Raw genomic sequence first — 14125 nt, forward strand, 5'->3', positions numbered from 1 at the left:
CGGTATGCGGGGATTTTGGTTAACATGAAGGAAAGTTAGGTGTGGTTAATGTCCGGGGCAGCATTATGGGGAACGGAGCGGGAATGGGCATGAATATGATCAAATGCGCCGATTGCAGCGTCGAGAAGCCGCCGGAATCGTATCCGAAGCGGTCCGGGCGCGGGACGCGGCGCAGTATATGCCGCAGCTGCCTAAGAACGCGTAAGCGGCTCAAAGCCGATGCGGCGGCTCGGGAAGAGGAGAGCGAAGAACGTCTAGGAGCGCAAGCGCTTTATAAGGATGAGAGGGAAGAGGCTGTATGGCCTGCAGCAATTGAGCAGGCCGCATCGCAGGAAAGCGGTGAGGAGAAGCAGCGTTTGCGTGATGTGACCAAGGAGGCTGATGCCGATCCGCGCCACAAGAAGCGAAAGCGCACACGCCGCCGGAAGCACGGAGGTAAGGCGAAGAAGGCGCCGCAAAGCGGCGAGCTGATGGTCGAAGGCGATAGAACTGACGCCGGTCGAACGATCGGCGATGAGGCGGAGCCTGCTGCTGAATTCGTTAAAGCTGCGGACGGTACGATAGAACCCGAATCTGGGGACATTGATTCGGCAAGCCCGCACGGGGAAGCGGAAACCAGCAAGGATGGTGATGAAGCGAAGCCGGCTAAGCGCAAGCGCAAAAGAAAACGGCGCCGCAAAGGAAAGCGTGCTGTCGAGAAGGATACGGAAGCGTTGGAGCCGAAGCGGGCGGCCGTGAGGCCGCCAGATAAGAAGATTATGCCGTTTAAGGGTCCATTCGTATTTGATTCATCGCTGCTAAATGACAAAGGCACGGGCATGATTCGGCTGCGGGGACGCCGCGAAACGGGCAAGCGCTGGCATACCGAGATTGAGAAGGATATCGCGGTACGAATGGTGAACGAAGGCGCAGCGGGCATTATTCATCCGAGGCTTATTCATAAGCTGTATACGAAGAGCGATTTCAGACTTCTTATTTTGCAGCGAGACAATTATGTTTGCCGTTATTGCGGCCGATACGGCGATACGATCGATCATGTCTTACCGAAGTCGAAGGGCGGACTATCGTCGCCGATGAACTGCGTGTGCGCTTGCAGCGAATGTAATCTGCTTAAGGCGGATAAGCTTCATTTTCCGTTTTCGAATGAAATAGATGGATGAAAGCATTACGACGAGGACTGCCGCGGAAGCGAACGGCCTGCGTCGTTTTTTGCCTGCGGACAAAATGAAAACACCTCCAAGCTGTCCTCCGCATCATACGATCTGGAGGCATTTCTTGTTGGTGTTTTGATTTGTCTCACGTTATAGGGGCAGTTCCGTTTAATCGATTAAACAACTACCTGCTGTAGTATATCAATTACGGTAGAATCTACCGAAGCATCAAAATTACGGGCAATGCCGTTGAACTCATCATATTGATTAGATCATCCGTTACGAGAACCCTTGGGCGAATAACGCCTTGTCCATTGGTGTAATCCTCCATAATCATGTAACGCATGTTGTTATTTTGGACCATTGGAGCCAATGAAGAATAGCTAAGAACGGTTTGAAAATAGGATTCATCCGGTACAAACGAATCTTTATAGAATGCTTGCAAAGCTATAGCCTGCTCTGAATACAGCGAGTAGATCGCGCACTCGCGATTAAGTATTTTCCACTGTGACCCCTCGTATATCGTTATCTGAGGAAATAGATCTTGGAACGGCGCCGTTCGTTCTGCGACTGCAGTAACGATGCCGTCATTTTCGGTGTACAGTAGATTGTGTTTAAATGCTTGTCCTATAGATCGAGGGATATAGTTTACAAAACTTTGATCTAAATTCCGGTCAAGGAAGCCCCTTATCGTCTGTTGATTGGCAAGAGCAAAATCTTGGCCGCTTAAAATAATATAGTGCGTCCATGGTAGATCAAGATCAAGCAAAAGTTTTATGGCTTGCAGCTCGATTTCTACCAACGACCAGTCGCCCCACGCAGCGTTAATTGGTGGCAAAACGTATAGGTTTGAGCATTGCTTAGACAGGACATTTACAAGGTCATGTGTATCTTGGGGAGCTTTAGCGTCCACATGCACGGCATAGTGATTATCCTTGTTGTAAATGGCTTTCAGAAGCCTGGACAAATGCTCCGATTACCGTGACTCATGATGCAATATGCTATTCCTGCCAATTGTGTGCCCTCCATGTAATGAATTGATATTCGGCGGTTCAGATTCTGCACTTGCTGTACAGTATCATTGCGATGATCTAAGGTGAGTCAGGATCGATGTAAGTCAATGATTACATTATGGTGTCTTCAGTCTACAATTTGCAACATCCTCTTTACGGTGGTTGCGGCCTTAATTTAACCGATATACAGCGAATGGTTCGCCATACCGGAGCGGAGCGCTCAGCGTATCGAGCTCGTCGATCAGCTCGGCAGCCGGCTGCAGCTCTACGCTGTCGAGATTCGCTTCAAGCTGCTCCGCGCTGGTGGCGCCGACGATGACGGTTGCAACGGCCGGACGCTGCATGAGCCAGCTTAGCGATAGCGCCGCTGGGGTGCAGCCCGCTTGGCTTGCAAGAGCGGCGACGCGCTCGCCTAGCGCGATTCGATCCTCGGTCAGAAATCTGGCGAACCCGGGATCTTTGTCAGCGCGGGAGCCGGCCGGCAGCGCTGAAATACCTGCGTACTTGCCGGTCAGAATGCCGCCGGCGAGCGGGAAGTAAGGGATGATGCCGACGCCTTGATCGAGGCACAGCGGGACAAGCTCGGTCTCCGGCGTCCGATCGGCAAGCGAATAGCTTGTCTGCGTTGAGACGTAACGGTTAAGGCCGAGCCGCTCGCTCGTACCGAGCGCCTTCATAAGCTCCCATGCAGCGTAGTTGGATGCGCCGATGTAGCGGACTTTGCCGGAGCGAACCATATCGTCTAGCGTTCGCAGCGTTTCTTCAAGCGGTGTGTTAGGATCGAACGTATGAATCTGATACAGATCGACGTATTCGGTTCGAAGGCGACGTAGGCTGCTCTCCAGCTCGCGCATCAGATGATGGCGGGACGAGCCACGGTCATGAATGCCTGGTCCGCACGGCAGCCCGGCCTTTGTGGCGAGAATGGCCTCATGCCTGCGTCCTTGCAGCGCTCCGCCGATAATCCGCTCGGATTCGGTAGCGGCATAGATATTTGCGGTATCAATAAAATTGATGCCGCGGTCTAGTGCGAGATGAATGATCGCTTTGGAGGCTGCTTCGTCTGCCCGCTTGCCGAAGGCATTCGTGCCAAGGCCGAGCGCGGACAATTTCAATCCACTGTTCCCCAGGTAACGGTATTGCATAAGATGGCTCCTCCTCAATAGACGATTGGTTTAAGCTCTATGGATCGGGTCCCATTATAGCGAGTCGCACACTAGGGTGCAAGATCGTCTCATTGGCTGGCGTGCTGCGGTGCATGGTGCACAACGGGCCGGCATTCTTTTGTAACCGATTCTGAAAAAAGGTCCAGCGCATTGAGCCGCTGCGAGGAGACTTCTATAATAGCGGTAAAATGAGCGAAGGGACGCGGTGAGTCTCATGAGCATCCAGCATGCGTCAAGCGGCGATTCTGTATATGCAGCAGCTGATAATCCGGCTGAATATTCCGTTGAGATGTCGGGCATTCGCAAAACGTTCGGAAGCACAGTCGCGCTAGGCGGCGTTGATCTGAACGTGGCGCGAGGCGAGATTCATGCGCTGCTCGGCGAGAACGGGGCAGGCAAAAGCACGCTGATGAGCGTGCTTTTCGGCATCTATAGGCCAGATGCCGGAACAGTGAAGGTAAGCGGCTGTGAAGCGCGTATTCGCTCGCCGAAAGAAGCGTACGGATATGGTATCGGGATGGTGCATCAGCATTTTCGGCTCGTCTCCTCCATGACAGCCTTGGATAATATTGTACTCGGGGAGGCTGGTGGATTCGCTGATCTATGGAGAGGGGGAGCTTGGAAACGGCGCAAGAGTGCGGAGATCGCACGGTTGTGCGAGCAGTATCGGCTGTTCATTCCGCTGGACCGTCCGGTTTGGCAGCTGTCGGTTGGGGAGCAGCAGCGGATTGAAATCATGAAGACGCTGTATCGGCAATGTAATGTTATCGTGCTGGATGAACCGACAGCTGTACTGACGCCGCAAGAGGCGGACGATTTGCTCTTAACGCTGAAGGAGCTGAAAAAGGACGGTAAGACGGTCATTCTTACGACTCATAAGCTGCGTGAGGTTATGGCTGCATGTGACCGGATATCGGTCATGCGGCGAGGAATGATGGTGCGGACGGTGCGCACTGCGGATACGAATGAACGGCAATTAGCTGAATGGATTATGGGCAGGGAACGGGAGGAAGAGCGAGCGGAATTGTCATCGCAGCGGCCCTTGAACCAAGCGGACGGCAAGCCGCTGCTGAAGCTGCGCGGTGTGCAAGCGCTTGGCGATCACGGCGAGCCTGCGCTGCAAGGGTTCGACCTTTCCGTGCATAGAGGTGAGATTGTGGGCGTTGCCGGCGTCGCCGGGAACGGGCAGAAGGAGCTTGCCGAGGTTATCGCCGGAAGTCGGCCGCGCGTTGGCGGCGAGCTGTGGTTGAATGGCGAGCTGATTCGTCAAGCATCGATTAAAGGGATGCTTCGACGCAGCGTCGGGTATGTGCCGGAGAATCGAATGAAGACCGGCTTGGCAGGTGGTCTCGATGCAGTGGACAATCTTCTCATGAAATCATACCGCAGCCGAGAGCGGTCTCTCTTCGGCTTTATGCGCCGGAAGGCAAATGCGGCTTGGGCGGAATCGTTGGTTGAACAGTTCGCCGTTCGGATGCCGGACGTTGCAACGCCGGTGCGAATGCTGTCCGGGGGCAATCAGCAGAAGCTGTTGTTCGCCCGGGAGCTGGAGCGGCGGCCGCTCCTTATGCTGGCAGTACATCCAACGCAAGGGCTGGACGTCGGCGCAGCGGACGCTGTGCATCGGCTGCTTCGGCGGCTGCGAGACGAAGGAAGCGGCATTCTTCTGATTTCCGAGGATCTCGATGAGCTGATGAGGCTCGCAGACCGGATCGTCGTTGCTTATAACGGAGCGGCTAATGGCGAGTTTATAGCGGCAGAGGCGACGCGTACAGACATCGGCCTGCGGATGGCCGGATTGGCGGAGAAGACAGCTGTAAAGGAGCAGAACGGTCGGCTGCAAGCGATAAGGCTGACAGCCCCGGCAGACGGGCGATCATCTGAGGGAGGGCGATAGATATGAACGGTAAAGCGGTCGTCATACCGGGCGGTAAGTATCGGCTGGAATGGAGCAAGCGGGGCGTCTCTCCTGCTTCTGGGTTTATCGTCTCTATCGGATCTGTGCTGCTTGCCCTGCTGTTCAGCAGTGTCTTAATCGCTCTGAACGGACTCAATCCAATCAACGTGTTCGAGACGATGGGACGCGGTGCGTTCGGCTCGGCGAGCGGCATCAGCGAGACGCTTGTCAAAGCGATTCCGCTCTTGCTGTGCGGTCTTGGCGTTTCCTTCGCTTACCGCATCTCGATCTGGAACATCGGGGCGGAGGGACAATTCATTGCGGGGGCGATTGCGACGACTGCCGTCACAATTTATTGTCCGGGAATGCCGCATTGGACCTACCTCCCGCTCATGTTCGCTGCAGGCGCGGCGGCTGGCGGCATATGGGGGCTGCTGGCGGCGGTGCCGCGGACGCATTTTCAAGTGAATGAGCTCATTTCTTCCTTAATGCTGAATTACATAGCGCTGCTGCTGCTCGATTATTTCGTATATGGCCCATGGAAGGACCCGGCAGGCTTCAATTTTCCCGGTACGCCGATGTTCGAGACGTGGATGCAGCTTGCAACGCTCGGAAGCGGCCGGCTGCATCTTGGGCTGTTCATCGGCCTTGGCGGCGTGTTCTTCTATTGGCTCATCCTGAATCGGATGCGGTGGGGCTACGAGCTGCGGCTGCTTGGCTCCAATCCGGAAGCAGCGCGGCATGCGGGCATATCCGTCACGAAGCAGATTTTGCTCGTCATGCTCATTAGCGGCGGTCTGGCAGGTGCCGCAGGGATGGCGGAAGTATCGGGTGTCTCCCACCGGCTGATGTATTCGATCTCGCCAGGCTACGGCTATACGGCGATCATCGTCGCTTGGCTCGCCAAGCTGAATCCATGGGGACTGATTGTCTCGTCGGTGCTGTGCGGCGCCGTAATCGTCGGCGGCTACAGTGTGCAGATGATCGGACTTCCCGCTTCGATGTCGCTTATCGTGCAAGGGGCGATTTTATTATTCCTTATTGGCGGGGAACAGCTGCGCAGCTACCGGATTCGGCTGCGCCTGGCGACCCGGACGGGAGGAGAGTAGCATGGACTTTGTTACAACGCTTCTCGCTGCTGCTTTGTCCGCCGGCACACCGCTGCTGTTCGCAACGCTTGGGGGCATTCTGTCGGAGCGGTGCGGTGTCATTTTTCTAGGGACAGAAGGGGTCATGCTGATGGGGGCTGTCGTCTCCATCATCACGTTGTCGCGCACCGGTAGCTGGCAGCTTGCGATCGCGATGGCGATGTTCGCTGGTGCGGCATTCGGCGTGCTGCATGGTGTGCTGTGTGTATCGCTGAAAGCGAACCAGACGTTGTCTGGTATGGGGCTGACGCTGCTGGGCACCGGACTAAGCGCTTTTCTCGGGAAGCCATACGCGGGACTGCCCGTTCCATCCGGCATACCGAGGCTGAATATACCGATGCTGGAGAACGTCCCGCTGCTGGGCGATTTATTAGGGAGGCAGAATGTGCTCCTATGGGCAAGCCTCGTGCTGGTGATCGTCATGCAGGCTTATATTTTCCGTACGGGCTGGGGGCTAAAGCTGCGCGCCGTCGGAGACAGTCCGTCTACGGCAGATGCAATGGGCATTCGTGTGGCAGCTGTTCGATACGGGCATATAGCAGCGGGGGCGATGCTGATGGGGCTGGCCGGCGCTTATCTTGTGCTCGTCTTCTCTCCGAACTGGATGGAAGGAATGACGGCCGGAAGAGGCTGGATTGCAGTAGTACTAGTAATATTCGCGCGCTGGAACCCGGTTCGTGCGCTGCTCGGCGCTTATTTGTTCGGTGCGTTCGAGGCGCTCGGCTATCGGATTCAGACTGTTACAGCAGCAATACCTCCATATTTTCTGAAAATGCTCCCATACCTCATTACGGTACTTGTTCTCATATTCATCGGCTGGTATAACCGCAACAAGCCGTCCGGCCAGCCTCAATCGCTCGGTGTGTCTTATTATCGAGAGCAGCGAGTCTGAGTCGTACTTGAGTTAAAAACCGCTGAAGCGTATAGCATATTCCGGGATACGGATGTGCCGCGATCAGCGGTTTTTCGTTATTCGCCCCTGCTGCATGCACTTCTATCCCGTATATTTCACATGCTGCAGCAGTTGACGCCAATAATGATCGTTCGCGTTCCAAATGTCGACCTGGCTCGGAAGCGTAACCGCGCATGTATGCTTATGCGTCCAGTGATCCTCGATCAGCCCGGGAACCGGATTGTGATTAACGAGCAGAATATGAAATTCATGCTTTACGATGGCGCTAAGCGCCTGCTCCAGCTCTAACGCTTCATGCGGATAGCCGCCCGTTCGAATGAACAGAATGCGCTTGCAGGTTGCCGCCTTATGCAGAAAACGTTCGATCCGCCGATCCATTTTTTTGCGGAAGGCATCGTAATCGGTCAAGCTCGTCGCACTGTTGCGTTTCAACGGAAAATCATGGACGATGACCATTCCGTTCGCCAAATCTCTTAACAGCAAAAAATCGCCGAAAGGACCTTCGCTTACGAGATTATGGCGAAGTCCGAAATCCGCAAACCTTTTGTTGATCATCTGAGTGACATCCTTGAGATGATCGGTATGGACCCAATCCAGAACGCCGGTGTATGGCCGGATTCCGTTGCGTTCGAGCTGGATGGAGGGCAGGCAGTTCATGCCAAGACTAAAGATCGCATCGTATGAGCCGGCAATTTCTTTCAGCTCCATATGCAGACCTCCTTTCTTTCAGACTGTTAATCTATCCTATGTCAGCAAGTCTATGCCCGTACGGGCAATCGCGGCCAAGCATATACTAGATAGAACAATAGACAGGAGACAGTTGAAGACCGAGAGGAGAATGACGTACAAGATGAAGGAGCAGGCGGAATTTAGGCTGGACAGACATCAGATCGTCCCTTTTCTGTTGACCGAATGGGAGCTGCCGATTGCACAGCTAACGTTGACGACGAGTAAGCCGGGTTGTAACGTTCGGCTCACGTTCGAGATCGGCTGGAGCAAGCCGATTACGGCTGATCTGGGTGAGATGGAGATCGTCATCCGTGCCTCGTCCAGCTCGGGACCCGAGCTGTTCCGCATTTCAGAGATGTGTCATTGGCATGCCATGATGACGATGGATTGCGATGTAGCTGCACAAGAAGCCGGAGCGCATACGTATTGGCTGAATGCATGTTCAGCCGGCCGCCGGGCGATCCTTGACGGGCCTGTCATTATGCGTGCCATTGTGCTATAGCTTGGATTCCAGATTCCCCAGATTCCCATAAGGAGGAAAATAAAATATGACGAATAAATCAACGTATCTTCGGTTGCCGAATCATCCGCATCCATTCCTGTTAACAGGCAGCGCGAGCGATCAGGTGTTGGCCGGGATTGAGAAAAGCGGCGGTTATTATGAGCCGCATGTTATGAATGCTTTGCAGCATATACTGAAGCCGGACAGCGTCTGCCTTGATATCGGGGCTAATATCGGGGCGATTTCGATAGCGATGAGCGCTTATGCCAGACAGGGACGCGTGTATGCGTTCGAGCCGTCAGCTATGAACTTTCATTATATGTCCTACAATGCACAGCTTAATGGCGGAGGAATTATTGAGCCGGTGAGGCTCGGGGTATTCGACCGCAATATGGAGATGCAGTTCTCGTATATCGATTTCGGCGGCGCGTGGTCGCATCTGACGACGGAGCATGCGGAGCGGGGCATTCAGGAGACCGTTCAATGCGTTCGAATTGACGATTGGGCTGAGCAGAAAGGGCTGAAGCGGCTCGATTTAATTAAGCTGGACGTCGAAGGTGCTGAGGTGCCGGCGCTGCGCGGGATGGAGAAGACGATTTCGGCCTTCAAGCCGGACCTGATCGTCGAGTTTAATCCCGGGGCTCAGCTTACGATTTTTAAGGAAGACCCGGCTATTCTATATCAAACATTGAGGAAATTATATCCTCATCTGTACATTATCGACTTTAATTATACGGTTCCTCGACTTGCTTCTTATGAACAACTGATGGCGATGTTCGTTGGCGGACGTGAGGTTGTCGATTTGTATTGCACGTTTAAAGGCTGAATGTTCTGAAAAAGGTGAGAAGTGGTCTGAGAATCCTCTAATCTTTTCCAGAAACTGATTCATGCTTGTCTTATCCCCCCGTGATAAGATAGATGGCATCGAAAAGGAGACGACTTGTATCGCTTCTTGTTTCGAACGACATTTACCGATCCGGGGAGGACGAAAACATGAACATGCAGTATATTCGCAAGACGATTGCAGGCGCCGTTATCGCAGGTATGGCTTTCGCAGGCTTCGGAGTCGCGGGACAGTCGGCTTCCGCAGCACCCGTCGTTACGACGAAATATACAACGATTACGACAGGCAGCTTGAGCGAGTTGCAAAAAATCGCCGCACAATATGGTATTCAATTCGATTGGAATCAAATATGGAGCCAATATAACGGAGGAACGGTGACGAAGCCAAGTACGGGCACGACTGCGCCAAGTACGGGTACGCCGAAGCCGAGCACCAGCACGTCCACGCCAAGTACAGGTACTTCTACGAGCGTTAGCGCTTATGCGCAGCAAGTGGTTAATCTCGTAAACCAAGAGCGGGCGAAGGCAGGCCTGTCCGCGCTGACGAGCGACTCGCTCCTTACGAAGGTTGCTGCTGACAAAGCGAAGGATATGTACACGAACAATTACTTCAGCCACACGTCGCCAACTTACGGCTCGCCATTTGACATGATGCGCTCCTACGGCGTGAAATACTCGTATGCAGGCGAGAACATCGCGAAGGGTCAGAGGACGCCGCAGGAAGTTATGAACGCGTGGATGAACAGCGCCGGCCATAAAGCGAACATTTTGAGCAAAAACTTTACGAAAATCGGCGTCGCTTACTACAACGGCGAATGGGTACAAGAATTTACGGGCTAAGTGTCCATCTATATAATGAAGAAAAAATTAATGATTGGTAATGATAGGGCTATTCCGTATTATACAGCGATCTCTTCCCGGTTTTCTGCTGGGGAGAGATCGCTTTTTTATGGAATCAGCATCAAGGTGAAAGCTTATATCTACCAGAGTATACGATTTGTACATTAACATTGATATTTCGTAAGGAATCTTTGTTAAGCACAGTATCGGATGCAATCCGCTTCCATTCATCAGGATTTTTGCGAAAAAGAAATTCTCCCAGATTATAAATATCTATTTTCTTTTCGAACGCATTTTGAAAGGTATGCCTAATTTGTTGTTCGATTTCTTTTTGAGCCAACTGCGTAAGTTCTTGCTCCGTAATTTTTGTATGTATCTCGTTTACTCCAGCCTTCACCCTGATGGAAATATCGAAATATGCTTTGTCATATTTAACCCATGATTTTACATTGTATTCGGGTTTTTCAGCGACGAGAACTGCAACGAGCTTATTATCAGTAAACAAGTTAATGGGAAGCCGAATGGTATGTTTATTCAGCCATGGCATTCCTTTTATTTCTTCGAGGCTCATGCGTGCGTAGTAGTTATCCTCATCGTATATTTGAATGCCTGAATATCTAAGCAACTCATGCGGTTTTTGATTTTCTTTCCACTGACCCTTTCGGATAGAAACTTCTGGTATGTAGCTTATCTTCGCTTTTTCGTTTGAATCCAGAACAAAATTTTGAATACGGATCGGAGCGAGAATTGAACGCTGCCGATAATTTTGTTCGGGGTTATGCAGAATCGATGCTTTTGGCGATAATCTGAAAAATGGAGTCGCAACTAAGATCTCATCGAGAGGGTCGCGCGTACTGAATACCCACGCTAAGTACCTGATCTCACGATATCGGTTAATCAGTTCCAGCACTTCACCGACTTTTCTTTCCTTCAATAACCTTTCGCTAAACAATATGGCAGAGATTTGTCCCCAGTTTAACCTTTGTTGCGAAGTGCTGTATAAATCATTCGCTGCGTCTGTAAATGAGATACCTATTCCTTTACCGATCCAGACCGGGGGCTGTTCCGCCTTCTGTTGCCCTTCCAATTTGGCGACTGTCGAGTAATCGAGCATTTGCGCATAAATGATGTACTGACCATCCACATAGTCAATTCCAACGGCCGTTGCATAATTCATGTTTTGCAATTCATATTTACTCCAGCATCCGGTGAGAATGCAGGGGAGCAAGAGAAGAGCGGCACATTTGTGTACGTTCATGTCTGACCATCCCCTTGGCGTGTGGAATCTTGAGTGTTTAGCATGTCAGGGCGGGTTTTCCGCCATTTCCAAGGTAAACGAAACAACGCATTGGAGAAATCTTTGAATGGAGGCGAAACCGGTGCCAGGTAAGGCAAACCGCATGAATGTAAAGAAGCTAGGTGAGTTATTACAATAAACAATGCAAGTAAGAAACCATAGATCCCCATAATCGATGACAAAGCGAACAGAAAAAAACGCAAAATGCTTATTGTCCCAGACAGTGACTGGCTGGATAAAGTTGATCCGAATACTTGCGTAATTGCACCTATAACAACGATGCCGGGTGACAAAAATCCTGCACGAATAGCCGCATCTCCTAGAATGAGCCCTCCTACTACCGTAACCGTAGACCCAACTGCAGTAGGCAATCGAATACCGGCTTCCCGCAATATTTCCAAAAAGATGAGCGCGATTAACATTTCACCTGTCAAGCCAAGAGGAATACCTAGCCGGTTAACGCCAATTGTTGCAAGAAGGTAATAGGGCAGTTGGTCTTGATGATACGCAAGAATTGCGACCCAAAAACCAGGTAGCATAAGCGATACGCATAATCCAAGCAAACGAAGCGTTTGTCCAAACGTAGCAGACAAAGCAGTAAAGTGAATGTCTTCTGGTGTTTTCAGAAGCAGGAACAAATTGGCCGGAGCAATCAAAGCAGCTGGGGTACCATCCACTAACAGCGCTACACGTCCATTCATCATGCAGTTCACGGCAAAGTCTGGTCTTCCCGTATAGCCCATCAAAGGAAACAATGCTTTGGTCGGTTCCATTAGCTCTTCCAGTTGAGTGGCGCTGAATACACCGTCAATGTGAAGGCGATCCAATTTCGTCTTGATTTCTTGGACAATTTTCGGATCAACAATGTCTCTCATATAGAGAATTGCAATGTTTGTTTTTGTTCGGACACCTACTGTTTTCGTTTCGTATACCATGCTGGTTGACTTGATTCGTTTTCGAATTAATGCGACATTGACGCCGAGTTCCTCAACAAAACCGTCTTTCGGCCCGCGAATGGAGACTTCAATATTGGATTCTTCGGGCTGACGTGCCGGCTTTTTCGATATGTCGAGGGAGAACAATAAAGTTAGCGCCGGAATAAACAACAGCAATTTTCCTTCAAAAATCTCCGTTTCGGATTGCTGCTCCCACTCTTCGGAAGAAATGCTCTCAAGCTGTAATTGGCTTGACTCTAGAATTTCCTGATTGTTGTGAAAACCGAGATTCTCATAATACCGAGTCAAGTGAGGAAGCACCACATCCTGAATGAGCTGCTGATTGTCACATAATCCACTGCAATACAATGCAACGATCCTCGATTGATCGTCCCCAGCTACTAATTTATAGACATGATGACTTACATCACAGCACATCTGAAAATGTTGAATAAGGTTTTGCTCATTCAGAGGCCGTGAATCGCGCGGCACTTTTAGTTTAGATGACTTTCCGTCCTTCGATCGATTATTTTTGAAGAAATTCCTCATCTTCTCTCACATACTCCTTTATGCCGTGTTGAAATAAATATTCCCGAGATGTACACGAGCATGGCGCCAAGGGTAAAGATACAAAACGAAGGGAAGTAATATCGACTAAGCAAATCTTGAAATAACATATCGCTTATCGGCAACATTGTCGCAACCAGCATACCTAAGGCACCCAGGAACATAGGCAACGACCTATACTTTTGCAATTTCCACAGCTCGCTTAATAGAAACAGAGAAAGGGAAAGTCGAATATACATACCGGATAACCATTGGTAAATCGAAAAAAAATCAACATGCTCGACATATTCGCCTAGTCGAACCATCCTCCATTGTGCGTATGATGGATATCGTTGATGTGCCGCCTCATCAGGCCCAAACATGGAAATTGAACCTATTATAGGATCCGCCATAAGCCCGCATAGTAAGACGCACATCACCATTAAGCTTTTGAAACCCGGCTTCTTTGTTAATTTGTGCTGAAATAAGATAAGCACCATCAACTCCAACAATCCCCCAGCCGCGTACGGAACACCTTTCCAAATTGGAGGTGTTCCGTTCTCTAACAGGGGCAAAAGCAGGGTGTAGTCTTTATATTGAATGTTTGTAGCCATGACAAGACTGCCTAGAATAATAACAAAAGGCAACAATACTCCGCTAAAAATTGCAATGGTGCGAAGCCCTTGAAATGCCGCAAAAAAACATCCAATTAGCGTTGTGCCAGCAAGAACAAGCATAGGGGTTTGAGGCATATACGTTGCAATCGTCCATGTTGTAGTATCCTTTAAGGAAATGAACCCCATAAACCATACAAGTACACTGTGTAGAGCCATTAAGGCTGCTGAGAAAAATGTTCCGAAGTGTTTCGTTAACCAATCCTTAACATGCATGCCGTTCATGTTGTTTAGGATAATGCTCAGAATGCCGACCCATATTGGTGAACAGATTAATACAAGAATCACTACAAGCCAGGCATCTCGTCCCGATGCACCAAGCAGCAAAGGGGTGATGATAACATGGTTGAGCAAACCTACTGAAAGCAAAATGATTATGTATGACTGTAACACTGAAATTTTTTGCATTAACTCATCGCATCTCCATAAAGTTCCGTCTTTAATTTTGTAGAATGAACTTCGAAGCATTTA

13 protein-coding genes are annotated in these 14125 nt (G+C 50.7%); 7 read left to right on the forward strand and 6 right to left on the reverse strand.

The window, feature by feature from the left end:
* The first annotated feature begins 41 nt into the window (after positions 1-41).
* Positions 42-1160 (forward strand): HNH endonuclease, encoded by a 1119-nt coding sequence (locus tag PXY01_RS11695; RefSeq protein WP_127570079.1) that lies wholly within the window; start codon positions 42-44, stop codon positions 1158-1160.
* Positions 1161-1368: 208 nt separating this feature from the next.
* Here the strand turns inward: PXY01_RS11695 and PXY01_RS11700 are convergent, their stop codons facing one another.
* The gene (locus tag PXY01_RS11700) at positions 1369-2118 is read right to left on the reverse strand and encodes a beta-1,6-N-acetylglucosaminyltransferase (RefSeq protein ID WP_127570081.1); all 750 of its coding nucleotides are present in this window, start codon (positions 2116-2118) and stop codon (positions 1369-1371) included.
* A 216-nt stretch (positions 2119-2334) separates the two neighbouring features.
* Entirely contained in the window at positions 2335-3309 is a 975-nt protein-coding gene (locus PXY01_RS11705) for an aldo/keto reductase (RefSeq protein WP_127570083.1), read from the reverse strand.
* A 235-nt stretch (positions 3310-3544) separates the two neighbouring features.
* Here PXY01_RS11705 and PXY01_RS11710 point away from each other — a divergent pair, with 235 nt between their 5' ends.
* Genes PXY01_RS11710 through PXY01_RS11720 form a run of 3 tightly spaced genes read left to right on the forward strand, consistent with a single transcriptional unit; the run spans position 3545 to position 7267 of the window.
* Positions 3545-5227: an ABC transporter ATP-binding protein gene (locus PXY01_RS11710; RefSeq protein ID WP_127570085.1), complete on the forward strand. Its 1683-nt coding sequence runs from the start codon at positions 3545-3547 to the stop codon at positions 5225-5227.
* A 2-nt stretch (positions 5228-5229) separates the two neighbouring features.
* Complete coding sequence (locus PXY01_RS11715; protein ID WP_127570087.1) at positions 5230-6336, forward strand: ABC transporter permease; 1107 nt, start codon at positions 5230-5232, stop codon at positions 6334-6336.
* Position 6337: 1 nt separating this feature from the next.
* Complete coding sequence (locus PXY01_RS11720) at positions 6338-7267, forward strand: ABC transporter permease (protein ID WP_127570089.1); 930 nt, start codon at positions 6338-6340, stop codon at positions 7265-7267.
* Between the two features lie 102 nt (positions 7268-7369).
* Here PXY01_RS11720 and PXY01_RS11725 read toward each other — a convergent pair whose 3' ends face one another.
* Positions 7370-7996: a DUF1796 family putative cysteine peptidase gene (locus PXY01_RS11725; protein WP_127570091.1), complete on the reverse strand. Its 627-nt coding sequence runs from the start codon at positions 7994-7996 to the stop codon at positions 7370-7372.
* 130 nt (positions 7997-8126) lie between these two features.
* Between PXY01_RS11725 and PXY01_RS11730 the strand changes: the two genes are divergently transcribed.
* The 3 genes from PXY01_RS11730 to PXY01_RS11740 all read left to right on the forward strand — a co-directional run bounded on the left by PXY01_RS11730 (position 8127) and on the right by PXY01_RS11740 (position 10202).
* Positions 8127-8519, forward strand: a complete 393-nt coding sequence (locus PXY01_RS11730; protein WP_127570093.1) for a hypothetical protein — start codon at positions 8127-8129, stop codon at positions 8517-8519.
* A gap of 46 nt (positions 8520-8565) precedes the next feature.
* Positions 8566-9345: an FkbM family methyltransferase gene (locus tag PXY01_RS11735; RefSeq protein WP_127570095.1), complete on the forward strand. Its 780-nt coding sequence runs from the start codon at positions 8566-8568 to the stop codon at positions 9343-9345.
* A gap of 167 nt (positions 9346-9512) precedes the next feature.
* The gene (locus tag PXY01_RS11740) at positions 9513-10202 is read left to right on the forward strand and encodes a CAP domain-containing protein (protein WP_164744393.1); all 690 of its coding nucleotides are present in this window, start codon (positions 9513-9515) and stop codon (positions 10200-10202) included.
* Between the two features lie 121 nt (positions 10203-10323).
* Here the strand turns inward: PXY01_RS11740 and PXY01_RS11745 are convergent, their stop codons facing one another.
* Genes PXY01_RS11745 through PXY01_RS11755 form a run of 3 tightly spaced genes read right to left on the reverse strand, consistent with a single transcriptional unit; the run spans position 10324 to position 14062 of the window.
* Positions 10324-11460, reverse strand: a complete 1137-nt coding sequence (locus PXY01_RS11745; RefSeq protein WP_127570096.1) for a Ger(x)C family spore germination protein — start codon at positions 11458-11460, stop codon at positions 10324-10326.
* A complete protein-coding gene (locus PXY01_RS11750; RefSeq protein WP_127570098.1) occupies positions 11457-12983 on the reverse strand; it encodes a spore germination protein in 1527 nt (508 codons plus the stop codon). Before PXY01_RS11750 ends, PXY01_RS11745 begins: the two co-directional genes overlap by 4 nt.
* On the reverse strand, positions 12980-14062 hold the full coding sequence (locus tag PXY01_RS11755; RefSeq protein ID WP_127570100.1) for a GerAB/ArcD/ProY family transporter: 1083 nt from the start codon (positions 14060-14062) through the stop codon (positions 12980-12982). Before PXY01_RS11755 ends, PXY01_RS11750 begins: the two co-directional genes overlap by 4 nt.
* Between the last annotated feature and the right edge of the window lie 63 nt (positions 14063-14125).

Source organism: Paenibacillus xylaniclasticus (genome assembly GCF_004001065.1).
Taxonomy (GTDB): Bacteria; Bacillota; Bacilli; order Paenibacillales; family Paenibacillaceae; genus Paenibacillus_T; species Paenibacillus_T xylaniclasticus.